This is a genomic window from Candidatus Sulfuricurvum sp. RIFRC-1 (assembly GCF_000310245.1).
In the GTDB taxonomy this organism is placed as follows: Bacteria; Campylobacterota; Campylobacteria; order Campylobacterales; family Sulfurimonadaceae; genus Sulfuricurvum.
The window spans coordinates 2,160,676-2,185,622 of record NC_020505.1 but is presented as its reverse complement, the minus strand read 5'-3'; the positions used below and the strand labels follow the sequence as shown (position 1 = coordinate 2,185,622).

29 protein-coding genes are annotated in these 24,947 nt (G+C 44.3%); 28 read left to right on the top strand and 1 reads right to left on the bottom strand.

From position 1 onward, the window contains the following. Positions 1-98 precede the first annotated feature (98 nt). The 12 genes from B649_RS11080 (at position 99) to B649_RS11025 (ending at position 13,144) form a co-directional block, all read left to right on the top strand. Positions 99-839, top strand: coding sequence for an SDR family NAD(P)-dependent oxidoreductase (locus tag B649_RS11080; protein WP_015654613.1), 741 nt, complete (start codon positions 99-101; stop codon positions 837-839). A 23-nt stretch (positions 840-862) separates the two neighbouring features. Then, entirely contained in the window at positions 863-2,293 is a 1,431-nt protein-coding gene (locus B649_RS11075) for an efflux transporter outer membrane subunit (protein WP_015654612.1), read from the top strand. Continuing rightward, a complete protein-coding gene (locus B649_RS11070; protein ID WP_015654611.1) occupies positions 2,286-3,413 on the top strand; it encodes an efflux RND transporter periplasmic adaptor subunit in 1,128 nt (375 codons plus the stop codon). The genes B649_RS11075 and B649_RS11070 overlap by 8 nt, the downstream gene beginning before the upstream one ends. Continuing rightward, a complete protein-coding gene (locus B649_RS11065; protein WP_015654610.1) occupies positions 3,410-6,466 on the top strand; it encodes an efflux RND transporter permease subunit in 3,057 nt (1,018 codons plus the stop codon). The genes B649_RS11070 and B649_RS11065 overlap by 4 nt, the downstream gene beginning before the upstream one ends. A gap of 107 nt (positions 6,467-6,573) precedes the next feature. After that, entirely contained in the window at positions 6,574-7,443 is an 870-nt protein-coding gene (locus B649_RS11060) for a hypothetical protein (protein WP_015654609.1), read from the top strand. A 60-nt stretch (positions 7,444-7,503) separates the two neighbouring features. Further along, the gene (locus B649_RS11055) at positions 7,504-8,004 is read left to right on the top strand and encodes a Rieske 2Fe-2S domain-containing protein (RefSeq protein ID WP_015654608.1); all 501 of its coding nucleotides are present in this window, start codon (positions 7,504-7,506) and stop codon (positions 8,002-8,004) included. Positions 8,005-8,014: 10 nt separating this feature from the next. Next, positions 8,015-9,265 carry a cytochrome bc complex cytochrome b subunit gene (locus B649_RS11050; protein WP_015654607.1) on the top strand — a complete coding sequence of 417 codons (1,251 nt, stop codon included), beginning with the start codon at positions 8,015-8,017 and terminating at the stop codon, positions 9,263-9,265. Next, positions 9,265-10,143, top strand: a complete 879-nt coding sequence (locus B649_RS11045; protein WP_015654606.1) for a c-type cytochrome — start codon at positions 9,265-9,267, stop codon at positions 10,141-10,143. The genes B649_RS11050 and B649_RS11045 overlap by 1 nt, the downstream gene beginning before the upstream one ends. A 10-nt stretch (positions 10,144-10,153) precedes the next feature. Beyond that, positions 10,154-10,549 carry a hypothetical protein gene (locus B649_RS11040; protein ID WP_015654605.1) on the top strand — a complete coding sequence of 132 codons (396 nt, stop codon included), beginning with the start codon at positions 10,154-10,156 and terminating at the stop codon, positions 10,547-10,549. 104 nt (positions 10,550-10,653) lie between these two features. Then, positions 10,654-11,619, top strand: coding sequence for a GTP 3',8-cyclase MoaA (gene moaA, locus B649_RS11035; RefSeq protein ID WP_015654604.1), 966 nt, complete (start codon positions 10,654-10,656; stop codon positions 11,617-11,619). 130 nt (positions 11,620-11,749) lie between these two features. After that, the gene (locus B649_RS11030) at positions 11,750-12,508 is read left to right on the top strand and encodes a 7-carboxy-7-deazaguanine synthase QueE (protein ID WP_015654603.1); all 759 of its coding nucleotides are present in this window, start codon (positions 11,750-11,752) and stop codon (positions 12,506-12,508) included. A gap of 54 nt (positions 12,509-12,562) precedes the next feature. Beyond that, on the top strand, positions 12,563-13,144 hold the full coding sequence (locus B649_RS11025; protein WP_015654602.1) for a 6-carboxytetrahydropterin synthase: 582 nt from the start codon (positions 12,563-12,565) through the stop codon (positions 13,142-13,144). Here B649_RS11025 and glp read toward each other — a convergent pair. Continuing rightward, complete coding sequence (gene glp / locus B649_RS11020) at positions 13,141-14,358, bottom strand: gephyrin-like molybdotransferase Glp (RefSeq protein ID WP_015654601.1); 1,218 nt, start codon at positions 14,356-14,358, stop codon at positions 13,141-13,143. The two genes, B649_RS11025 and glp, sit on opposite strands and share 4 nt — an antisense overlap. A gap of 103 nt (positions 14,359-14,461) precedes the next feature. Here glp and B649_RS11015 point away from each other — a divergent pair, with 103 nt between their 5' ends. From B649_RS11015 to B649_RS10945, 16 genes are all read left to right on the top strand, one after another. After that, positions 14,462-14,875, top strand: a complete 414-nt coding sequence (locus B649_RS11015) for a hypothetical protein (protein ID WP_015654600.1) — start codon at positions 14,462-14,464, stop codon at positions 14,873-14,875. Further along, a complete protein-coding gene (locus tag B649_RS11010; RefSeq protein WP_015654599.1) occupies positions 14,872-15,540 on the top strand; it encodes an RsmE family RNA methyltransferase in 669 nt (222 codons plus the stop codon). Before B649_RS11015 ends, B649_RS11010 begins: the two co-directional genes overlap by 4 nt. 103 nt (positions 15,541-15,643) lie before the next feature. Beyond that, positions 15,644-15,847: a 50S ribosomal protein L31 gene (gene rpmE, locus B649_RS11005; protein ID WP_015654598.1), complete on the top strand. Its 204-nt coding sequence runs from the start codon at positions 15,644-15,646 to the stop codon at positions 15,845-15,847. Positions 15,848-15,889: 42 nt separating this feature from the next. Continuing rightward, entirely contained in the window at positions 15,890-16,699 is an 810-nt protein-coding gene (gene rsmI, locus B649_RS11000; protein ID WP_015654597.1) for a 16S rRNA (cytidine(1402)-2'-O)-methyltransferase, read from the top strand. Between the two features lie 14 nt (positions 16,700-16,713). Continuing rightward, positions 16,714-17,391, top strand: coding sequence for a 23S rRNA (guanosine(2251)-2'-O)-methyltransferase RlmB (rlmB, locus tag B649_RS10995; protein WP_015654596.1), 678 nt, complete (start codon positions 16,714-16,716; stop codon positions 17,389-17,391). Then, positions 17,388-18,191, top strand: a complete 804-nt coding sequence (locus B649_RS10990; RefSeq protein WP_015654595.1) for a hypothetical protein — start codon at positions 17,388-17,390, stop codon at positions 18,189-18,191. The genes rlmB and B649_RS10990 overlap by 4 nt, the downstream gene beginning before the upstream one ends. Positions 18,192-18,201: 10 nt before the next feature. Then, positions 18,202-18,831, top strand: coding sequence for a hypothetical protein (locus B649_RS10985; protein WP_291750902.1), 630 nt, complete (start codon positions 18,202-18,204; stop codon positions 18,829-18,831). Between the two features lie 71 nt (positions 18,832-18,902). Further along, complete coding sequence (locus B649_RS10980) at positions 18,903-20,126, top strand: LL-diaminopimelate aminotransferase (protein WP_015654593.1); 1,224 nt, start codon at positions 18,903-18,905, stop codon at positions 20,124-20,126. Continuing rightward, a complete protein-coding gene (locus B649_RS10975; RefSeq protein ID WP_015654592.1) occupies positions 20,123-21,382 on the top strand; it encodes a homoserine dehydrogenase in 1,260 nt (419 codons plus the stop codon). Before B649_RS10980 ends, B649_RS10975 begins: the two co-directional genes overlap by 4 nt. 195 nt (positions 21,383-21,577) lie before the next feature. Then, positions 21,578-21,691 (top strand): 50S ribosomal protein L36, encoded by a 114-nt coding sequence (gene rpmJ, locus B649_RS12660; RefSeq protein ID WP_015654591.1) that lies wholly within the window; start codon positions 21,578-21,580, stop codon positions 21,689-21,691. Positions 21,692-21,693: 2 nt separating this feature from the next. Further along, positions 21,694-22,065: a 30S ribosomal protein S13 gene (gene rpsM, locus B649_RS10970; RefSeq protein WP_015654590.1), complete on the top strand. Its 372-nt coding sequence runs from the start codon at positions 21,694-21,696 to the stop codon at positions 22,063-22,065. An 11-nt stretch (positions 22,066-22,076) separates the two neighbouring features. Further along, positions 22,077-22,469: a 30S ribosomal protein S11 gene (rpsK, locus tag B649_RS10965; protein ID WP_015654589.1), complete on the top strand. Its 393-nt coding sequence runs from the start codon at positions 22,077-22,079 to the stop codon at positions 22,467-22,469. 11 nt (positions 22,470-22,480) lie between these two features. Beyond that, complete coding sequence (gene rpsD / locus B649_RS10960) at positions 22,481-23,107, top strand: 30S ribosomal protein S4 (RefSeq protein WP_013461151.1); 627 nt, start codon at positions 22,481-22,483, stop codon at positions 23,105-23,107. Positions 23,108-23,130: 23 nt separating this feature from the next. Next, positions 23,131-24,123, top strand: a complete 993-nt coding sequence (locus B649_RS10955; RefSeq protein ID WP_015654588.1) for a DNA-directed RNA polymerase subunit alpha — start codon at positions 23,131-23,133, stop codon at positions 24,121-24,123. Positions 24,124-24,150: 27 nt separating this feature from the next. Then, the gene (gene rplQ / locus B649_RS10950; protein WP_015654587.1) at positions 24,151-24,501 is read left to right on the top strand and encodes a 50S ribosomal protein L17; all 351 of its coding nucleotides are present in this window, start codon (positions 24,151-24,153) and stop codon (positions 24,499-24,501) included. Positions 24,502-24,628: 127 nt separating this feature from the next. Then, positions 24,629-24,904 carry a NifU family protein gene (locus B649_RS10945; RefSeq protein ID WP_015654586.1) on the top strand — a complete coding sequence of 92 codons (276 nt, stop codon included), beginning with the start codon at positions 24,629-24,631 and terminating at the stop codon, positions 24,902-24,904. The last annotated feature ends 43 nt before the right edge of the window (positions 24,905-24,947 follow it).

Below are 24,947 nucleotides of genomic sequence, written 5' to 3'. Positions count from 1 at the left end.
ATAAATCCTTGGTGAATTTTACTTGCATAATTATAGCAAAAATAATATACTTTCATCATGCAAGTAAAATTACACAGAGCTTACTGAAGGAAATAAAGATGAAAATGAAGAACAACACTATCCTCATTACGGGTGGTACAAGCGGTATCGGCTATGAGTTCGCGCGTCAATTGTGCGAAGAAAACACACTCATCATAACGGGTCGCGATCAGGAAAAACTAGATCTTGCGAAGAAAGAGCTCAAAAATGTCCACACCTTTCGATGTGATATTGCTAATCCTCAAGAGATTACAGCGTTGTATGCACAGGTCTCAAGAATGTTTCCGGAACTGAATGTGTTGATCAACAATGCAGGTGTCATGAAAAAGATCGATTTGCAAGATGAGGGTGATTTAACCAACCTCACGCAAGAGATCGATACCAATCTTATCGGAACGATCCGTATGAGTACACAGTTCTTGCCGCTTCTGAAGAGACAAAAGAGAGCGGCCATTGTCAATATTACCTCCGCATTAGCCTTTGTCCCTTTGGCGAATTCTCCTGTGTACTGTGCAACCAAAGCCGCATTGCACTCTTTTACCGATTCGCTGCGACTTCAACTCAAAAATACGGACGTAAAAGTTTTTGAAGTGGCTCCGCAATTTACGCAAACCCCGTTGATCGATGCTTATGACAATCAACAAAAAAATATAAACGTCATGTCCGTATCGAAGCTCGTCAAAATTGCGATCAAAAAAATTGAGTGCGGCATATCGGAAATAAAACCGGGACAAAGCGCTGCACTTAAAATGATCAGTCGCCTTTCGCCGCGATTTGCTCTAAATATGATCAACAAGTAAGTGAAATCAGGGGGAATCATTTTATGCGCAATCATGTACTAGAACTATCGGTTTTATCGGCACTGTTGTTATCGGGTTGTGCGACGCCGGAAGCGAGTCTAGCGAAACTACAGACCCCTCTTTCGACAACGTATCATTATGCAGAAGCTGAAAAAATAGCCTCCGATGAGATAGCGTGGTGGAAGAGTTTCAACGATCCGGTTTTAACGGCACTGATTGAAAAAGCTCTTAAAAACAATCATGACGTACGCAGTGCAATGACACGTATCACTGCGGCGGATGCGATGCGAGACGCTCAAGCCTCACGTCTTTTGCCGACGATCAATCTTGAAGCCTCAGCTTCGAAATCTCGCAGTGGATTTCCGCAGGCGGTGAAACAGGGATTGCCCGATATCCGAGCTTACAGGATGGGTTTGGGGATTGATTGGGAGATTGACATCGGCGGAGGGCTGCGTGCGGCAAAAAGTGCGGCAGAATCCGATGCAATGGCTGCCGAGTATGGTGTTGTGGGTGCACAGCTGGTGATCAGCAGTGAAATCGCACGCAACTATTTTACGTTACGCGCGGTACAAGAACGGCTCAGACTACTAGAGTCATTGGCGGCAACACAGCATGAGAGTGCGTATGTCGTTTCCAGACGCTATGCGCAGGGGCAATCGAGTCAGTTTGATGTGAATAGAGCGGAGGCAGAGGCCGATACTCTGGATGCTCAGATACCGCAGCTACGGGTATGGGTTGCAACCTTGCAAAGTCAGATTGCTGTTTTGGCAGGGGAGAACCCATCAAGCTTTTCAGTAGCAGAAGCAAGCCAATATATTTGGCCAGAATCACAAACCATAGGGGTTTCCCAACCGAGTGATTTATTGCGGAGACGTCCGGATTTAATGGCCGCTGAATCACACTACAGTGCAGAGTCATTGCGCTCAAAAGAGGCACAATCGCAAACATGGCCGAAGCTTTTTGTTAATGCTCTTGTCGGTCGTCAAGACTTCGGTATTAACGGGCTTGATTTGGCCCCGGTGCCATTTTCAAACGTTGCTGCGGCTTTTGTCATGCCGATTTTCAATGCAGGACGGATTCAAGCAGGGATAGATGCACAAAACGCTCAGGAGAGCGAAGCGCTAATCGCGTGGCAGAAATCAGTTTTAACAGCACTCAAAGAGGTTGAAGACACTCTTGTCGTGCAATCTGAGGAGATCAAGCGCGGTGAAAAGGTCAAAGCCGCTCTGAGTAGAGAATCTCACGCTCTTAAAGCTACGCAATCACTTTATCGTGAAGGGCAAATTGATAAGCTGCCGCTACTCGATATGCAGCGAGGCGTTTTGGTCAATAAAATAGCGCTAAGTGAGCATGAATTACAACGATTATTGTCAGATGTACAGCTTTATAAAGCGTTAGGGGGAGGCTGGTCGTCTCAACACAAAAATCCAATAAAGGTATCTACCAATGAATAAAATGACTAAATACATCATTCCTATCAATATCGTTATTGTCGGAGCCATAACCCTTGGTGGATGCAGCAAGCCAAAAGCTGAACACGAAGCACCGCCTACCCCTGTATATGTCTCGACAATCCATCAAGCCGGCGGAATGGAAGAGCGATGGTTGACCGCAACGGTAAGCGCACGCTTTGAGAGCGATCTAAGTTTTCGTACCGGAGGTAAAGTGGTAAAACGCTTGGTGAATGTCGGGGATAGAGTTATTCGCGGTCAACCTTTGGCCGAGCTGGATGGTGTGGACTACGAACTCGCTACGGGCATAGCCAATGCCCAATACAAAGCTGCCGTTATCGATGCGGATCAGGCGGGCTCGGATGAGGGGAGATTCGGGCGATTGGCAGGTGATGGAGCGATGGGAGTGGCGGATGCGGAGCGTCAAAAATCTCGTGCCGACGCTGCTAAAACACGTGTAGAACAAGCGCGCCAACAGCTTGAACTTGCCAAAAACAGACACTCCTATGCAACGCTTATTGCACCTTATGACGGTGTCGTGACATTATTACGTATGGAGGTCGGTCAAGTCGTTGCAGAGGGGCAAAGTGTTGTGTCACTGGCGAAAGAGGGTGAACGCGAAGTGGTGGTGGATTTGCCCGAAGATATGGTGAGTAAAGCCAAACACTATAAAGCAACAGCACAATCATGGAGTGATCCTAAAACATCGGTATCTTTGCATCTTCGAGAGCTATCTCCGATCGCTTCCGTGCAAGGGAGAACCTACCGTGCCCGATATGAGCCGATGTCTGAATCAAAAGCGACGATGGATCGTATGGCGTTGGGGAGCACGGCACAGCTTCAATTATCTCTCCCCTCAAGCGATGAGGGGGTGAATGTCCCGTTGAGTGCACTTGTTAAAACCAATGACACTCCCGGTGTGTGGGTCATAAATGGTACGGGAAATACCCTCTCGTTTGTGAAAGTGAATGTTTTGAACCATGGTACTGATAGTGTTCGCGTTCGCGGTTTGAACGAGGGCGTGCGTATTGTTACGGTAGGGGCGCAAAAGCTTGACGGGGCTATGAAAATTCGTCCTATCGAGCGAACCGACGGAAATCTTGAGAGCAGAGGTAGTGTATGAAGGATTTTAACCTCTCTGAATGGGCGGTAACACATCGTCCTATGGTCCTTTTCTTGATTATCGCCGTTTTGATTGCCGGTATTGTATCGTTCACCAAACTCGGACGTTCGGAAGATCCAAATTTCAATGTTCCGACGATGAGTATCGTAGTCGCATGGCCCGGTGCAACGGCCAAGGAAGTTCAAAATCAGGTGCTAAACCGTATTGAACGTAAACTTCAAGAACTGGAGTATATTGACTATGTAAAATCGTACTCACGTCAAGGTTTTGGGGCGATTGAGGTGCGCTTCAAAGGGGGAATAGGCAGAAAAAATTTGGATGAATCCTGGTATCAGGCTCGTAAGAAGATTTCTGATATTAGCCGTGAATTCCCATCCGGAGTACGAGGCCCTTTTTTCAACGATGAGTACAATGATGTCTACAGTGTTTTGTACGCCGTAAAAGCGTCTGATCTCACGATGGCGGAGCTTGGTGACAGCGCCGAGGAGATTAAACGTCAGTTGCAGAGCGTCGCAGGGGTCAAAAAAGTGGATATTCTCGGCAAACAACCCGAACGTATTTTTGTGGAGCTTTCCACACGCCGTCTCGCGGCGATGGGTATCGCTCCCAATGTTATCATGGATGCATTGTCTGCACAAAACATGGTGACCCCCTCCGGATCAATCGATACGGCTAATGATCGAGTGCATATCCGAATTGACGGTACATTACACAACGCAAAAGATGTTGGAAATGTCAGTATCCAGGTTGGCGGGAAACTGCTCAAACTCTCCGATGTTGCTACCGTACGTGCAGGTTATGAAGATCCGCAAAGCTTTACAATCCGACATAACGCCGAGCAAGCAGTAGCCATCGGCGTGATAATGAATCAAAACGGTGATATTCTGAAACTCGGTACAGATTTAGATGCACAAATGGCGGTCATTAAAAGCAAATTGCCTATAGGCGTTGACGTTGAGAAATATGCGGATCAGCCTAAAATCGTAGAGGAATCGGTGTGGGAATTTGAGAAATCATTCCTTGAAGCCTTGATTATTGTTTTGATTGTCTCATTTGTCTCACTCGGATGGCGTACCGGTATCGTTGTTGCAGCCTCAATTCCTCTTGTGCTGGGAATAGTATCTATTATTATGTATGCTGCCGGATGGAGCTTGGATCGTATTTCGCTCGGCGCATTGATCATCGCGTTGGGTCTTTTGGTCGATGATGCCATTATTGCCGTAGAAATGATGACGGTCAAACTCGAAGAGGGATGGGATCGTTTGAGCGCGGCTACATTCGCCTATAGCTCAACGGCGTTTCCGATGCTTACCGGAACACTGGTTACGGCGGCCGGTTTTATGCCGGTTGGTTTTGCTCAATCGATTGCGGGGGAGTATGCCGGAGGGATATTTTGGGTAGTCGGGGTAGCACTTCTTGCGTCTTGGATCGTAGCCGTCATCTTCACCCCATACCTTGGGATGAAGATGTTGCCGCACTACGATGCTCCTTCATCAGAGCAGGAACATGACCCTTATGACAAGCCGATATACCATCGATTTCGACAATTAATTAACTGGAGTATAGCACGACGCTGGTGGGTTCTTGGGGCTACCGTTGCCCTTTTCGCTCTCGCCGGAGCCGGGATGATGTTTGTCCAACAACAGTTTTTCCCTACTGCGTCTCGTAGTGAGTTATTGGTTGAGCTTCGTCTAAGAGAAGGGGCTTCTTTCGAAGCGACCCAAAAGCAGGTACGTTTGATGGAACAGCAGCTTAAAGCCGATTCCAATGTTACGAGTTTTACAGCGTACAGCGGGGCAGGTACACCGAGATTTTTCCTATCGTTGTTTCCGGAACTCCCCAATCCTTCATACGCTCAGTTTGTATTAGTAACGCCTACTCTTGAAGCACGTGAAGATGTACGCAGCAGACTGATGGAGCTTTTTGCTAAAAATGAAGCCTTTCCGGATGTGAGAGGACGCGTTAGTAGACTTGAATTTGGTCCTCCGGTAGGGTTTCCTGTACAGTTTAGGATCATCGGGCCGGATGAGCAAAAAGTGCGAGAAATTGCGTATCGTGTCCGCGATATTGTTCGCAGCAGTCCGCTTGTGCGGGATACCCAACTTGATTGGAATGAGCAGGTACGCTCTATCGCCGTGCATGTCGATCAGGACAAGGCTCGTTTGGTCGGATTGAATACGGTAGATGTCCAAAATATCGTTCAAGCGGTAACCAACGGCGCTCCTGTTACACAGATTCGTAGGGGCGAGGAACTTGTTGATGTCGTAGTACGCGCTGTACCGGCGGAGCGTTTGTCTATTGAACAATTAGGTGACATACAGTTATTTACTAAAACGGGGATCGCTATACCCCTTTCTCAGGTGGCGAAGATCGAATCAACATTTGAAGATCCGGTACTATGGAGACGTGACCGTGATATGGCACTTACCGTACGTAGTGACCTTGCCGATGGTATACAAGGTCCTTACGCAACATCAAAAATTATGCCCACGTTAGCGCCGGTGATCGACTCCCTACCTGTCGGTTATCGTATCGAGGCTGGAGGTGCCATTGAGGAGAGTGATAAAGCCAATCAAGCGCTTTTTGCCGTTTTCCCGATTATGTTTGCCGTAATGTTATTGATATTGATGATACAGTTGCAGAATTTTTCTCTATTGTTCATGGTATTTTCGACCGCACCGCTGGGACTTATCGGGGTAGTTCCGGCTTTGTTGATTTTCAATGCCCCTTTTGGCTTCGTCGCGCTGCTCGGAGTTATCGCATTAGGCGGTATGATTATGCGAAATTCACTGATTCTCGTAGATCAAATCGAACAGGATATTGAACGGGGTGAGCCTGCGTGGAATGCCATCATCGAAGCGACGGTACGTCGTTCGCGCCCTGTGGTTCTCACGGCTGCGGCAGCAATACTAGCGATGATTCCACTTATACACAGTGTATTTTGGGGACCGATGGCGATATCGATCATGGGAGGATTGATCGTTGCGACGGCATTGACGCTGATCTTTGTTCCGGCATTGTATGCGGCATGGTTTAAAGTGAAGGTTTCATAATTTGAAAACTGCTTAACCATAGATAGGGTAAAATAAGCTATCAAAATAGAGTTATGACTACAAATTTTTATTATCAAACTTTATTGTAAATAACAAGGATATTTATTATGCGCTATTTTTACTACGTCCATACGGGTCACCGTATTGGATTGGATCGGTTCCACCGAGCCGTTGCCATTGTCAATGAACTTCAAAAAGAGATTGATATTACACTTCTTTGCTCCGATTTTCGGATTGCTGCAGAGGCGAAAGAGTATGGGATTAAACGCTCTGTCGGTGTAGATTTAGTTCGTAATATTCCTCAAATCGCGCATCATGGTGATAAAATGATTTTTGATTCAGCCGAGATCAATCCGACGCTGTTGAATGATATGACCCAATTTTTTCCCGCTTTTATCCGTATTAGCGATGATCCCTCTGATACCAAACATCCTAAAGAATTTTTGATTTCCCCTTATCTGGAAGGAGAAAATATTTGTAAAGCGACGGTGGTCAACGAACGCTATTATGAGCCGCTTCCTAAAACAATTCCCATGGCACTTTTTTTCGGGGATGATGATTATGAAAAGGATTTGGAGAAAAACCAAAATCTTTTTAAATCCCTCAATATGGAACTCTTGATGGGCTTTTACCATTTTCTTGGATATGAAAATAGCCTAAAAGAGAGCTTTGTTGCAATACACGAATGTGAATCCTATGATGATGTGATCCGTCGTAGCGAGATACTTATCAGTGCTTCGCCGATGGCAGTATTACAAAATCTTGCAGGCGGCGGAAAACCGATCTATCTCCAACGTGCCGATTATCCACGCGATTTTATCCCTCTTTTTATGTCGCTGAACATACCGATTGTTGAGCAATTTACTCAAGAACATCTTATGCAAGCTATAAGTATTGCTTTATCAAATAACTATCAAAATATCAAAAAAAGTAACACCGAAGTAATCGAATTCATAAGGAAAAGTTTCAATTTATAGAAACTTAAACCTTTTTAACTTATGATTGGGAGTTAAATTTCCAAATTAAGTGAGATGACTATGATGGATGAAAGCAGAAGAGGCTTTATTGGTAAAGCTTTCGGTGCAGTCGCCGCTGTCGGGGGAATCGCCTCGCTCATCGCGATGAAAAAGACATGGGATCCGCTCCCGAGCGTCATGTCTGCCGGTTTTACAACGGTAGACGTGTCAGGCCTAGAAGCCAATAAATTAGAAATCGCCGTATGGCGTGGAAAACCGGTGTTTATTCTAAAATACACCGAAGATATGAAACCAACGGACGGTCGCAGTGTCAAAATCGGTGATCACTATTTTTCAGTGATGATCGGTCTCTGTACCCATCTTGGCTGTATTCCGGCGTATCGTGCCGATCAGCATGACTTTAAATGTGCTTGTCACGGGGGTGAATTCACCGATGCCGGTATCAATAAATTCGGTCCTCCGCCACGACCGCTTGATATTCCGCCGTTCAAACTTGACGGTGTAACGCTTGTTTTAGGTGAAGAAGGTCCTGAATACAAAGCTATGACGGCGAAAGCGTAAGGGAGGCGAGATGGCAGAATTTAAAAAAGCAGACTCGATGCTCGAGTGGTTTGACCAGCGTTTAGGTGTTGTTAACTTTGTAAAAGTGATGATGACAGAATATTGGATTCCGAAAAATATTAACTTTTTGTGGGCAATGGGTGTATTACTCACCGTAATGTTTACTTTCTTGGTAGTATCAGGAATTTTCCTTTTGATGTACTACAAACCAGATGTTAATATGGCATTTGACAGTGTTAACTACACGATTATGCAAGAAGTGGCATACGGTTGGTTGTTCCGACATATCCATGCAGTAGGTGCATCGGTTGTTTTCTTGGTAATCTATATCCATATGTTCACCGGTATCTATTACGGCTCTTACAAAAAAGGGCGTGAGATGATCTGGGTATCAGGTATGTTGTTATTCGTCCTTTTCTCTGCAGAAGGGTTCAGCGGATATATGCTTCCATGGGGACAAATGTCATACTGGGCGGCGTACGTTATTACGGAAATTTTCGGCGGTATCCCGTTTATCGGAGATGAACTTGTTGTTTGGATTCGCGGTAACTTCTATGTATCTGATGCTACATTGACCCGTTTCTTCATGCTTCACGTATTGTTGATTCCACTTGCGATTATCGGTGCGATTGTATTCCACTTTTACGCGCTTCGATTCCCACACGTTAATAACGAAGCGGGTGAGTTCTTCGATTTCGATGAAGAAGCGGAAAAATACCTTGCAGGAAACAAAAAAGAGTCTAAAGTTGTCCCTTTCTGGCCGGTATTCTTGTCAAAAGATTTCTTTGTTCTCGGTTTCTTTATGTTGTTCTTTTTCTATTTGGTTTTCTTCCATTACAACTTCGCAATGGACCCGGTAAACTTTGATAAAGCAGACGGCCTTAAAACCCCGGCACACATCTACCCTGAGTGGTATTTCTTGTGGAGCTATGAAGTATTACGCGGATTCTTCTTTGAGATAGCGGGTGTTTCAGGTAAAGACCTTGGTTTGATCGCATTCGGGATAGCAAATGCTATTTTCTTTGTTATGCCATGGTTGGATCGCTCACCGATGGTAAAACCGGCTAACCAACGTCCGTATTTCAAATATTGGTTCTGGTTCTTGATGGCAGACTTGATAGTGTTGACTGTGTACGGTAAATTACCTCCGACCGGTGCAAATGCATGGGTAGGTTTTGCATCATCTATGACATTCTTGGCGCTTTTTGCGGCATTACCGTTTGTTACCAAAGCAGAAGCTAAAAAAGTGAAGGGGAAATAATGAAAGAGTTTAGAATTTTAGCCGTCATTATTGCTCTTGTCGGCATTACCTATTATGGAATCGAACCGTATGCTCACCATGTGATGCATCCGGAAGTTGCTGAGGCAGATTTTACGTTTAAAGATTTGAAAAATGTCGATACAACACTTAAAGGAAATCCTGAAAACGGAAAAGTACTTGTAGAAGCGAACTGTATCGCATGTCATGCTATTGAATCAGCGGGCCATCCTGCGGTTATGCCAAATGCAGACGCTGCAGCATCTTATGGTGTTGTACCGCCGGATTTGAGCAGTGCAGGTTGGATTTACGATAAAAATTATTTGGCAAACTTTATTTTTGATCCGGTCACTGCAATGCATTTGCAGCACAAATATACTCCAGAAAGCGGTAAAGCATTCCCTATGCCTGCCTATAACTGGATGTCTCCTCAAGAGATCATGGATATTGTTGCGTATTTCCAAGCACTTGCGCCAAAAGCGAAATCAGGTGTAGAAGCGCATAAAAATACGTATGAAGTAGCATGTGGACGTTGTCACTCTATGGCGTATGCCGGTTTTGAAGCGAAAACGCCAAGTGAAAATATTAAAGCATACATGGGCGCAACGCCTCCAGACTTATCACAATACATCAAAAGTCGTGGTGAACATTATCTTTACAGTTTCATTAACGACCCTCAAGTATTGCTCCACGGAACTTCTATGCCGCGTACGGGATTGAACCAAAAAGCGCAAGAAGAAGTAATAGCTTATATGGAAGCAATCGGTGATTCCAAAAAAGCTGAGCGTGAAAGTCTTGGAATATGGGTAATGGTTTATACCTTTATTTTTGCGATCTTGGCATGGTTGTGGAAACGCAAAATCTGGTCAGAAGTTCACTAAGGAGTAACGGATGAAAATGGTTAAAATTTTAGCTTTATCGGCACTTTTATGTGTCGGTGCAGCAGCAGACGATACTTTGGCATTGAATATGAGCCAAATGGAAAACGGTTTGAACAATGTTCAAAAAGGGTTTCTTTACAATGCGCCGGCATTGATCAAAGGTGGAGTGGCTGAAATTCAAAAAGCAGACGCTCTTTTTCACGATGCAGACGCTACCAAAAAATATCTTCCTAAAGATAAACAGCATATGAGCAATATCGCTTTCAATGCGGCTAAACGCATTGATACGGCATCTAACGATTTAATCAAAGCGTTGGATAAAAAAGAGTATTCAAAAGCTCATAAGTCTTATTCTGAAATCGTGAACGCCTGTACGGCATGTCACGCAGTCGTTCGCGGCTGGTAAAAAGTAATCCCCTTTCGGGGATTTCCCTCTTAACTCTTTCAATAAATAAAACTCAAAACAACTTTTAGATACTATCCGAACACTTTCCTCTTGCAAGGACAATTGTGTTAATAGATAGCTATGGCAGAACCGTTGATTATTTACGTGTTTCGGTAACGGAACGGTGTAATTTCAGATGCCAATACTGTATGCCCGAAAAACCTTTTTCTTGGGTTCCGAAAGAGAATCTGCTTAGTTTTGAAGAGCTGTTTGAATTTATTAAAATCGCCATTGATGAAGGGGTCACTAAAATCCGTATCACCGGCGGTGAACCGTTGCTTCGTGAAGACCTCGATACGTTTATCAAAATGATCCATGATTATAAAAACGATATTGACCTTGCGATGACGACAAATGCCTTTTTGCTCAAAAGTGCTGCACAGAAGCTCTATGATGCAGGCTTGCGTCGTCTGAATGTTTCAATCGATTCACTTAAACCCGAGGTTGCCGAAACGATAGCCAAAAAAGATGTTTTACGTCAGGTACTTGAAGGGGTCGAAGAGGCACTACGTGTCGGGATGAAGGTAAAAGTCAATATGGTTCCGATGAAGGGGCTGAACGACAATGAGGTTCTTGACGTTCTCGAATATTGTAAAGCTCGAGGGATGGTGGTCCGTTTTATCGAGTATATGGAAAATGTTCATGCCGAGGTCAATATCAAAGGGATGCAAAGTCCTGAGCTTTTGAGTATTATCGGCAGCCGATATACGTATGATGATGAGGGATTTGACGGTCACTCGCCATCGCATTATTATAAACTTTCCGACGGATATGAATTCGGGATTATCGAACCGCACAAAGATGATTTTTGTACTAAATGTAACCGTATCCGCCTTACTGCAGAAGGGAATCTTATCCCGTGTCTCTATTTTGATGAGGCGATGTCGATTCGTGACTCCGTACGACGCGGTGACATTAAAGAAGCGGCTCAAGTGCTCAAAGAGGTGATCCGCACCAAACCCGAAAAAAATCGCTGGAGTGAGGGGGATGCTGAAGTCTCTAGTCGTGCATTTTATGAAACGGGGGGATGAAGATGCTGTATCTTGTAGAACATTTTTATGGCCATTACAATACGACGTTTGAACGCGTCCAAGCGTCTACGTTAACACTGGGTATAACTGGGCGTAAGGCTCAAAAAGCTACGCTTTTGACGGAGCAAAAGTGTTATATTTAGTAGAACATTTTTACTCCGTCCAAGGTGAGGGAAAATACACGGGTGTGCCGTCACTCTTTTTCCGCTTCGGAGGGTGCAACCTCAAATGTGAAGGGTTCGGATGTACTGAGCGATCACCGGATGGTTCAGAAGTTCTCGGCTGTGATACGGTCTATGCCGTTGATCGTAAAGCATTCGGTGAGCTGTGGATGGAGATCGAAGAACTTCAGAGCCTTATCTGGATTATGAACGGGTATCGTTTACCGCCTCATGTGGATGTCGTCCTTACCGGAGGTGAGCCGCTTATTTATGCGAATGAACCGATTTTCGTCGAGTTTATTGAGTATCTGATAGGGCAAGGGCATCGGGTGACGTTTGAGACGAATGCGACGATTGCTCCCGATTTTAAACGCTATCCTTTTTATGCACAGGCAACCTATGCGTTATCGGTCAAGCTTTCAAACAGCGGTGAACCGTTGGATAAACGGGTTAAACCCGAAGCGTATGGAGCCATTATTGCGAATGCCAAAGAGAGCTTTTTTAAATTTACCGTAGATGAACCCTCATTGGTAAGTTACATCGAGTCGGAAATCGATGAGATCATTGCGCTGCATCCCTATACGCCGGTGTATTGTATGCCGTTGGGAGGGGATAAAGCCCATATTGAAGCAAACTGCGAAGCGGTGATCGAGTTTTGCAAACGTCGAGGATTTATCTACTCGGATCGCCTTCATATCCGTATTTGGGACCAGAACCACGGTGTATAATACGTATAACACTTGAAATCACATTTTGTGACCTCAAAATACTAAGGTGGATTTATGATTATCCGTAAATTATTTAAGTTCGAAAATGCCCATATTGTTCGGGGGTGTTCGACGCAACGATGTCGGGCATCTCTTCACGGTCATTCGTATAAGGTAGAAGTGTTGCTCGAATCGGATTATCTTGATAACGGTCAGATGGTCTATGATTTTGGCCTCATGAAGCAGGGGATGAAAGAGTTGATCGATGCCTTCGATCATGCTATTGCCCTGTGGGACGGAGACGATGCGGAGTATATTGCCGATATGAAGAAACACTCCAACCGATGGGTGCAGATCCCTGTTTCTCCTTCGGCAGAACAGTTTAGCCGTCTTATTTTTGTAATGATTGATAAGTTGCATTGGTTTACACAAATGGTGAACGGCGAGAAAATGGTACGGCTCTATAGTATTATCGTCCATGAGACGGATACGGGATATGCGCAGTGTTTTCGTAATGATGCCTACTCGGACAAGATGGGACTGATAGATTTAGAAAAAATTATTTTCAGCGATGAAGTACGTGAAGGGTGGAATGATCCTGCGTTATGGGAACGGATTAAACGAGGAGAGACTTTTATCAATCCCCGGAGCGTTTAAAGCGTTATCAGAGAATTTTGTTTCTCTGAACTCATACACCAGCGTGTCGGAATAACTTTTACGACGGCGTCTTGCTCAAATCCTTCTACGCTTGCATCCACCATCATAAACGCGTTGGCTCGTGATAGGGGCAACACCATACCGGGACCAAATTTTGGGCTCGGGGTAAAAGATGCTCCATCAAACCAGCCCGGAATCAGTGAACGTCTCCCTTTTTTCATTTTAAAAGGCTCACTGATATGAGTTGTAATGCTAGAGAGGAATTTATCGGCTCTGCCGCTAAGAGATAGGATGGCACTTTGTCCGAACAGTTCAAAACACAGAGCTGCCGCAAGTGGATTTCCGGGAAGATTGAGAATAATACTATTTCCGATACGCCCAAACGTCGTCGGTTTCCCGGGTTTGATATCCACCGATTCGAACGCACCCTCAAAGCCCAGTGATTGAAATGCCTCTTTGGTGAAATCAGCATCTCCGACACTGACACCGCCTGAGGTGATGATAAGATCGGCATTGAGGGAGCGCCGAATATGCTCTTGGATCGATGATAGAGTATCTTCTGCCGTTCCGGTAAAGATTACATCACAACCGAGCTCTTCCGCCCGTGCACCAAATGTCGGGGTATTGGTGTTGTAGAGTTGATTGGCTCCCAGTGTTTCATGGTGCATTTTGAGCTCATTGCCGGATGAAAATAATGCAACACGAGGGCGGCGATGGACGCTAACATGGGTGATCCCCTGTGATGCCAGTAAAGAGATATGATGGGCATGAAGCATCGACCCCTGATCTAGCAAGAGCATTCCGGTTTGGATGTCTTCTCCTTTGAGTCGGATATGCTGAGAGGGCTTAATGGTTGAGGGGAAGGTAATGAGATCTCCCATGACACTTACCTCTTCAATCGGAACGATTGCCTCGCACCCTTGCGGTATTTTGGCACCGGTCATAATACGGATACATTGATTTTCGACAAGTCGGATTTCATCCCCGTCACCGGCAAAGATAACATGTGATTGTTGAAGAGTTTTTCCGGCATCTTCACAGCGAAGTGCATAACCGTCCATGGCTGAATTATCGAAAGAAGGGAGGGCGTAGGTGGCGGTAATGGTTTCGCATAAGACACGATGGACTGCATTTTCAATCGGTACAATTTCGCTTTGGGTCGGTGAAGCGAGGGAATAAACCAGTTTTAATGCCTCTTCTACGCTGATCGCCATCTTATCTCCTTGGGGTTATTTTCTCATCATGCCGCAATAAATGTTCACGTATGAGCAATGATTTAGATAGTCATTATAGGCAAATTAAGGTAAAATCCCCTTTATGGAAGCTATGTATAAAACCGGACTTAATATCCACTATTTTGGAGTGATTGTATTGATGGGAGTTGTCGTGTTCAACATCGTGATGTTGTCCCTTTCCCATCATATAATCCGATACGCTAAACGGATGCGGATTGTGATGCCGATTTCCGGTTCACTCATCGCCTTGATCCTTTTTACCGGTGCGGTGATGATGGCCGCTAAACATTTACAGTTCACTTTTTCGAATATAGCTATGATTGTTATCGCTATTGTGATGATTATTCTTGAAGCCAAACGGTACAAAACACTCAAGCGCAAAACCGATATCAGCCAAGAAGGTGCTTTTCGAGAATATAAGCAAAAAGCATTTCGTTTTTTGGGTATTGAAATGGCGTTGCTGATCACTATAAGTGTTTGGATGATGATCGTATGAAATTTCTCCTCCATGTAAATACCGGCTTAGATGAACTGAGCGTTAGCGGTGATGACTATAAGTATCTCATCAAAGTACGACGTCATAAAGCAGGGGACCTAATCGCGTTTCGCTCTCGTGAGAATTTACGGGAAGAGTACCGCTATCGTCTTGAACGTACGGATGGACGCAATGCTTATTTTACGCTTCAAACACATCATGGTTCACCGTGTGAAAGTGGGCGTCCATTGCACATCGGATGGTGTTTGATTGATCCGAAAACCATTGAGAAAACGTTACCGATGCTCACCGAACTTGGGGTAAGCAAAATTACTTTTATCCATTGCCGTCGCTCACAGCAAAATTTTCGTCTCGATTTTGACCGATATAAGCGTATCATGGAGAGTTCGATTATGCAGTGCGGTCGAACATCCTTGATTGAACTTGCCGAAACTCCGGCATTGAGTACCTTTTTAAAAAACAATCCTCAAGCGGTGATTTTCGATTTTGGTGGAGCTCCTCTGGCTCAAGAGGAAATGATTGATACCGTTGTGATCGGATGCGAAGGGGGATTTGATGAGAGTGAACGAAAAGGGTTTGCAGATCATCGAATCCGCCTTTTTCCTTCCCCAATGATTTTACGTTCGGAAACGGCAGCGGTTGCGATTGCATCGAGGTTATTGTAAAAAAAGAAATTTTTCGTTATAATTCGCCTCCAATTATCCGCCCCCGTACGGATATAAAACTATACCGACCGACGTACAACGCCGTCGATCACAAGGCAAAATTATGAAAAAAGATCTTCACCCTAACATCGTAGAATGTTCAGTTAGCTGTGCATGTGGTAACGAATTTACTACAACCAGCATTAAAGATTCGATCCGTGTCGATATTTGCAGCGCATGTCACCCGTTTTATACCGGTTCTGAGCGTCAAGTAGATACTGCCGGCCGTATCGATAAATTCAAAAAACGTTACGCATTAAATTCGTAATTTAAACCTTTGCCTCTTTGGGGGCAGAAACCGAGCACTCTTATGCTAAGCCTCGTCCCCACTCCTATCGGAAATATTTCTGATATTTCACTTCGTTCTCTTGACGTTTTATCCACCGCACAAACTATTCTTTGCGAAGATACCCGTGTTACCAAAAAACTGATTCATTTACTCAAAGAACGCCATAATCTTACGACTGCGGAACCGCAATTTTTGAGTCTTCATTCGCACAATGAGGCTGACTTTATTTCCAAACTCACTCCTGAATTTTTTAATCAAAATGTCGTTTATGTGAGCGATGCGGGGATGCCGGGGATCAGTGACCCGGGGCAGATGTTGATTAGCTATTGTATTGAACACGGTATTAGTTATGATGTTTTACCGGGGGCAAACGCGGTTCTGACGGCTTTTGTAGCGAGTGGTTTTATCCAAACCAAAATGCTTTTTTTCGGCTTTCTCCCCCACAAAGGGAACGATCGTTCAGCTGCTTTGCAAGAGGCATTGTATAACGGTTATACGACAGTATTGTATGAGGCACCGACTCGGTTGGAGAAACTTTTATCCGAAATAGCCGTTGCCGTACCGGATCGGAATGTTTTTTTGGCTAAAGAGCTAACGAAAAAATTTCAGCGGTTTTACCGAGGAAAAGCGACGGAACTTATCTCTCAAATGGATAAAGAGATTCGAGGGGAATGGGTTGTGGTGATTGAAGCTTCACAGGGAAAAAGCTCTTCTTTGAGCGAACAAGATATCTTAGCACTGGATATTCCGAAAAAAGCGGCATCCAAACTGATCGCCAAAATTACGGGTGAAAATCCCAAAGAGTGCTATCAGCGTCTCTTAAACACATAAAGGTAAAATAACGTATGCTTATTTATGGAAAACAACCGGTTTACTACGCACTAGAACGTCACAGGGATCGTATCAAGACCCTTTATCTGGCTAAAGAAGTCGAGAAAAAAGAGTATTCGGCACTCATGAAAATGGGTTTTGAGATCAAAAGGATCCCCGAACAAGCGGCTCAGGCCATGGTCAAAGGGGGAAATCATCAAGGCTTTATTGCCGATATTTCTCAGATTGTCCCTTATGCTTCTCCCTTTTTGAAGAAATGCGATTTTGTGGTGATCCTTAGTTCGATCACCGATATGGGGAATATTGGCTCACTCATTCGAAGTGCGTATGCATTAGGGGTTGATGCGATTGTTATTAGTGGCATTAAAGAGCCGAATCTGGAACCGATGATTCGTACCAGCAGTGGTGCAGCACTCGATATGCCTCTCGTTATTATTCATAATATTCATGACGTATTGCATGAATTGAAACAATCAGGTTTTCAGATATACGGTGCTGTTATGGATGGAGAGGATATACGGCAAACGGCGTTTGCCTCGAAACGCGCTTTGGTTTTGGGAAATGAGGGAGAAGGACTTAGCGGCCGAGTCCAGAAAAGTCTTGATGTCGGCATTTCGATTCCGATGGCGCATGATTTTGATTCTTTAAATGTCGGTGTTGCCGGCGCAATCTTGATGGAGAGAATGAGATGAAATGTAACACGTTTGAAGATTTACAGGCTCTGGGAACAGAGAAAATTCATGAACGAACCCATATTTCCCGTGATAAAGTAGAGTTGGTTCTGACTAAGTCCTACGGAGAGATCGGGCGGGTTCAATTCATGGGATACCTCTCAATTTTGGAACGTGAATACGGTATTGATCTCAATGATATCAAAGAAGAGTATATAGAGTTTAGTCAAAACCACGCACCGTTGCTCGCCCCAAAACAATCGGTCATTTTGCAATCCGTTTCCAACTCCAAACCAAAGTGGGTTATGGCAGGAATCGTTTTAATTCTCATTTTAATGGGAGCCGGATATTTTTTACAAGGAAAAATGTCAACAGAACCTCGTGAAGAGGTGATGCAGCTTACGACCTTGGCAGTTAGTGTTGTGGATGAGATGCAGGATGTAAATCTAAGTGATGCCAATGAGACGAACGTTACGGCTGCTCCTTTGGCGGTAGAAGCAAACCAAACGAAGCCAGGTGTTTCACCGACGATAGCTTCCGGTAAAGTGGTTACGATCCGCCCGACATATAAAGTGTGGTACGGGATGATTGATATGGCAACGGGCGAGAGGGTTCAAAACATTACGGCTGAGCCTATTATGATTGACACCGCTAAAAACTGGTTGATCTTTTTAGGACATGGGAGGGTTGAGCTTGACTCTTCAGGCGGGAAAACGGTTTTAACAGAGAAAGAGACGGTTCGATTTATTTGTGAAAACGGTGTTTTAAAACAAATCACTAAAGATGAATTCATTGAACGCAACGGCGGAAAAAACTGGTAAGCTCAGCCCAATGAAACATTTCGCACCCCTTGTGTGTTTCCCGTTTCTCCTTTTTGGTTCATCCGTGAATACCGAGATAGTGTTTACAGGTGAACCGACGGTAAGTGTACGGACAATTATGCAGGCCTTTAATGCCATAGGCTATAAATTTGAGGTTGATACGTTCATTGTTGAAAGCGGTTCAGGAAAGCTTCTGGGTACTGCAATCGGGAATAAAGCGTTCAACCCTCCTGCATTGGGAGAAAACCTCAAAGAGCAGGGAATAAAAATCGAACGTGCGCATATGGATGATAAAGGGCTGATCTTAACCCTCGACACCCAAAAGGCTCTTTGGAATACTCCTTTACTTGGAAGTGATGAGGGATCTGAATTAAAACGTGTCAACACACCGCAATGGTTTCGTGTTGAAGAGGGGCAGAATATCCGCATTGAGCCCCCTTATACCGGTAAATGGTATCCCGATATTGCTGTTTTGGATGTTTCTATGCAAGTACTCTCTTCATTTCGCTCGACGGAACCCAAAGAAGAACTTCAATTTGAGCTTCCAAAAGGGAGCTATTATCTCAAAGTATCTAACGCACAGGGGATGAAAGTTCTCAAAGAGGGGACATGGATTGAGTCGATGAGCCCCGGACGATAAGTGAGAGTATTATAGTTAAACTAAGCCTCTTATGTTAAAATGGCGCAATTTTTTAATCACAGGTTGTAGCCATGTTTGATGAAATCCAATTTGACCGGATTAAACGCCTTCCAAAATACGTATTTGCTGAAGTAAATGAGCTGAAAATGGCTCGCCGTCGTGCCGGTGCCGACGTTATCGATTTCAGTATGGGAAATCCAGACGGTGATACCCCGGAACATATCCGCAAAAAATTGGTTGAGTCGGCAGAAAAAACCAAAACGCATGGTTATTCGGTTTCCAAAGGGATTCCGAAACTTCGCCAAGCAATTTGTGATTGGTACAAACGTCGTTATGACGTTGATCTTGATCCCGATACGGAAACCGTTGCAACAATGGGATCGAAAGAGGGATATGCTCACCTCGCCTATGCAATTACCAATCCGGGAGATGTGGCAGTTGTTCCTGACCCAACCTATCCGATCCATTCGTATGCTTTTATTCTAGCCGGCGGAAACGTTCAAAAGATGAAACTCCCTTTTGATGAAGATTATAAAGTGGACGAAGATCTCTTTTTTGAACGTTTGGAAGAGGCGTTTCATGTATCGTTTCCTAAACCAAAGTATGTCGTCGTGAATTTTCCTCACAACCCGACAACGGCGACCGTAACTCCGGAATTTTATACTCGTATCGTCGAGATGGCAAAGCGCGAACGGTTCTATATTATCAGTGATATCGCGTACGGTGATTTGACGTTCGATGGCTATAAAACACCATCGATTATGTCGGTTCCTGGAGCAAAAGACGTTGCTGTTGAGAGTTTCACTCTCTCCAAAAGTTACAACATGGCGGGATGGCGTGTCGGTTTTTTTGTCGGAAATCCAAAGCTCATCGGTGCGCTTCAAAAAATCAAGAGTTGGTTGGATTACGGTATGTTCACCCCGATTCAAGTAGCGGCAACTATTGCGCTTAATGGTGATCAAACGTGTGTTCAAGAGATTACTGACAAGTATGACCATCGTCAAGATGTATTGATTGATGCATTCAACCGTGCAGGATGGCCTTTGCGCCGTAATCAAGCATCGATGTTTGTGTGGGCTAAAATTCCTGAATGTGCCATTCATATGGGAAGCCTTGAATTTTCAAAACGTTTATTGGTCGAAGCGAACGTAGCCGTTGCACCGGGAATCGGCTTTGGGGATTACGGCGATGAGTATGTCCGTATCGCATTGATTGAAAATGACAAACGAATCCGTCAAGCCGCTAAAAATATCAAGCAGTTCTTGAACACATTGAATGGTAAGGCTCACGAGTGACACGTGTCGGTGTTATCGGTGTCGGTACGGTAGGGCGCGCTGTTGTTCAGATACTCGAAGAGAACAAAACCATCATTGCAGCCCGTTCAGGCGATGAGATAATTGTTAAAAGCGGAGTGGTACGTGATCTTTCCAAAGTATCCGATCTGTCAATTGCCCTTTCGCAAAATCCCTATGATATTGTTGATGATCCTGAAATAGACATTGTGGTCGAATTGATGGGAGGGGTAGAACTTCCTCTTGAAATTGTTAAAAAAGCACTTCAGAACGGTAAAGCGGTGGTGACGGCGAATAAAGCCCTTTTGGCCTATCACCGTTATGAACTTCAAGACATCGCCGGAGATATTCCCTTTGAATTTGAAGCAAGCGTTGCCGGCGGTATTCCGATCATTAATGCTCTTCGTGATGGTCTCTCTGCCAATCATATCCTCTCCATCATGGGGATTATGAACGGAACGTGTAATTTTATGCTGACCAAAATGATGAGCGAGGGGACTCCCTTTTCTGAGGTTTTAGCCGAAGCGCAGCGTCTTGGGTATGCCGAAGCCGATCCGACATTTGATATCGGCGGATTTGATGCAGCCCACAAACTGCTCATTTTGGCATCGATTGCGTACGGTATCGATGCCAAACCCGAAGAGATTCTGATTGAGGGGATCGAGGGGATCACCCCTGCGGACATTGCATTCGCTAAAGAGTTCGGTTATACGATTAAGCTCTTGGGGATCGCCAAACGAGAAGGGGATGAAGTAGAACTTCGTGTCCATGCGGCGTTGGTTGATGAAGGTGCAATGATTGCCAAGATTGACGGTGTTATGAACGGGATCAGTGTCGTCGGTGATCGTGTCGGTGAAACCCTTTATTACGGTCCGGGTGCGGGCGGCAATGCGACAGCGAGTGCAGTAGTTGCCAATATCATCGATATCGTCCGCTCCGGCAAGCGTTCGCCGATGCTCGGGTTTAATCATCCGCTCGAAGAAGGGTTACATCTCAAAAATCAAGACGATATCCGTTCCAAATATTATCTTCGTCTCCGTGTATCGGATAAACCGGGAATATTGGCACAAATCACAAGCCTTTTTGCTGATCACTCTATTTCGATCGAAGCGGTTATTCAGCGTCCATCCGAGAGCGAATGTGCTCATTTGTTGTTTGCAACTCACGAAGCAACCGAACGCTCGATACATGCTCTTATGACGCAACTTGAAAGATTAGATGCCGTTTTAGAATCTCCATTTATGATTCGAATTGTGTAGCCACAATTCAAATCACATTTCTATTTTATACCTTAATAAAAATTTAACCTTAATTACTGTAATATACGCGTCCACTTTGCCCTTTCGGACAAATAGAATTGAATGTTTCTAACTGCGTTAAGCCGTAGTTACAAGTATTGGTGCGATCAATCTCACCTACGAAAAGCAAGTGATTTAAATCAACGGAGCCTACCGATGAAAGTACGTTCTTCAGTGAAGAAAATGTGCGACGATTGTAAAATCATCAAGCGCAAAGGGGTCGTTCGCGTAATCTGCAAAACCCCAAAACATAAACAGAGACAAGGATAAGCATGGCACGTATTGCTGGTGTGGACTTACCTAAGAAAAAACGTTTGGAATATGCATTAACTTATATCTATGGTATCGGTTTACATACTTCACGCAAAATTTTGGATGCTACTGGACTCGATTACAACAAGCGTGTATTCGAACTCAGCGAAGATGAAGCGGCAACAATCGCTAAAGAAATCCGAAACAGCGGTATTGCTGTAGAGGGTGACCTTCGTAAACAAGTTGCTATGGATATTAAAGCGTTGATGGATCTTGGTTCTTACCGTGGTCTTCGTCACCGTAAAGGTCTCCCATGCCGTGGTCAAAAAACCAAAACCAATGCTCGTACACGCAAAGGTAAAAAGAAAACCGTCGGCTCAGCCACAAAGTAAGGGATTAGAGTATGGCAAAAAGAAAAGCAACCCGTAAAAAAATCGTAAAGAAGAATATTGCTCGAGGTATCGTACATATCTTGGCTTCATTCAACAATACCCTTGTAACGGTAACAGATGAAATGGGTAATATGATCGCATGGAGTTCGGCTGGTGCCCTTGGTTTCAAAGGTTCTAAAAAGTCAACTCCGTTTGCTGCGCAACAAGCAGTAGAGTCTGCGCTCGAAAAAGCAATGGTCCACGGAATTAAAGAAGTGGGAATTAAAGTTCAAGGTCCAGGTTCTGGCCGTGAAACAGCAGTTAAAAGTGTTGGTGCGATCGAAGGTCTCCGTGTTTCTTTCATGAAAGACGTTACTCCACTACCACACAATGGATGTCGTGCGCCTAAGCGCCGACGAGTCTAAGGAGTTTAGCAATGGCAAGATATAGAGGACCCGTAGAAAAAATCGAAAGAAGATTCGGTGTAAGTCTTGGTTTAAAAGGTGAGCGTCGTCTTGCAGGTAAAAGTGCCCTTGACAAACGTCCTTACGGACCAGGACAGCACGGTCAACGCCGTACAAAAATTTCTGAATACGGTACACAGCTTCGCGAAAAACAAAAAGCGAAATTCATGTACGGTTTGAGCGAAAAACAAATGCGTTCATTGTTCGGTGAAGCAAAGCGTCGTACAGGTAACACCGGTACAAACTTGGTAATGCTTCTTGAGCAACGTCTTGACAACGTTGTTTACCGTATGGGATTTGCAACGACTCGTCGTTTTGCACGCCAATTGGTAAACCACGGTCACGTATTGGTTGACGGCAAACGTGTTGATATTCCATCTTACCGTGTAAAACCGGGTCAAAAAGTGGAAATTCACGAGAAAAGTAAAAAGAACAACCAAATCGTTCGTGCAATTGAGTTGACCAACCAAACCGGTCTTGCGGCATGGGTTGACATCGATCAAGATAAAGCGTTCGGTATTTTCACACGTCTTCCAGAGCGTGAAGAGGTTGTTATCCCAGTTGAAGAACGTCTAATCGTCGAGCTTTACTCGAAATAATCATTAAAGAAAGGGCGTTCAGCATGAAAAAAATTAAGACATCACCGCTTCTTCCGAAAGAGTTTGTCGTCGAGCAAATCAGCGCGAACGAAGCGAATATTATCGCCTATCCGTTTGAAACCGGATTCGCGGTTTCACTCGCTCATCCACTTCGCCGCTTTTTGCTAAGCAGTTCGGTTGGATACGCGCCGATCGGTATTAAAATTGAGGGTGCTAAACATGAGTTCGACTCTGTTCGCGGTATGCTCGAAGACATTTCGGATTTCATCATTAACCTCAAAGGTGTTCGTTTCAAATTGAAAAACGGACTCAAAGAGAAAGAGATCACTTACAGTTTCGCAGGCCCTTGTGAAATTCATGGACGTGATTTGGATAATGACGATGTCGAAGTGGTAACGCCAAATTCATTTTTGGCAACGTTGAATGAAGATGCGACGTTAACTTTCACCGTTAAAATTCATCAGGGTATCGGTTATGCACCGAGTGAAGATGTACGGGATGTATTAAGTGATGGCTACATCGCTCTTGATGCGTATTTTACACCGGTTCGCCGTGCAACTTATGCTATTGAGAACGTATTGGTTGAAGATAACCCGAATTTTGAAAAAGTAGTAATTAACATTGTTACTGACGGACAAATCTCTCCGGTAGATGCGTTTAAAAACGCATTGGAAGTTATGTACGCACAAATGGCGGTATTCAACAGCGAAGTGAGCATTAAAACTCCTGCGGCAACTGAGCGCAATGATGAGCATCCTGAGCTTAAACGTTTGGGTGCTCGTATTGAAGATCTTGGTTTAAGTGCACGCAGCTTCAACTGTTTGGATCGCTCTAACATCAAATACATCGGTGAAATCGTAATGATGAGCCAAAATGATTTGAAAGAAGTGAAAAACCTTGGTAAGAAATCGTTTGAAGAGATTTTAGAAAAAATCACTGAGTACGGTTATACTGTCGGGCAAGACTTGGCTGATGAATTGATCAGCGCAATTAAAAAGAAAATCGAAGCTGAATAAGCTTTAAACTATTATAGGAAGTATCTCATGAGACATCGTCACGGATACCGCAAGCTAGGTCGAACGAGCGCACATCGTGAAGCTTTGTTGACCAACCTTAGCATTGCGTTGATTGAACACGGTAAAATCGAAACTACGTTGATGAAAGCAAAAGAACTTCGTTCATTTGCTGAAAAATTGATTACAACTGCACGTACAGGTGATGCAAACGCTCACCGTTCTGTGTTCGCTGTATTACAAAACAAAGAAGCAACGAAACAACTTATGAATGAAGTTGCTCCTAAATATACTGAGCGTAACGGTGGGTATACTCGTATCGTTAAAACTCGCATTCGTCGTGGTGATGCTACACCAATGGCGTACATTGAACTCGTTTAACGAGTTCAATACCTCCCCCTTAAATCGAGCTTCGCTCTAAAACTACCCTTTTCCCATTAGTGCATGTAAAGAGCATTTTTTATACCATAACACAATATTAGAGCGTTTATTTAAAGGTACAATAACTATGATTCCATTTAGCGATGAAGAATTGATACAGCCGGTTCGCAGTGTCATTGATAAAATTCGTCCGAGCCTAGCGTTGGACGGCGGTGATATAGCATTTCTTACAGTTAAGAATGGAACAATATATGTACAATTACAAGGTGCGTGCATTGGATGTTCAAGCAGCGGTAATACACTAAAATACGGTGTTGAACGTCAATTGCGGATGGATATCCATCCAGAATTAAATGTCATTAACGTACCGCAGGGTATGGAACATCAAATCGACGCATTATAATTTCACATCATTGAGCCGATATTAGAATAATACATAGGAGGGA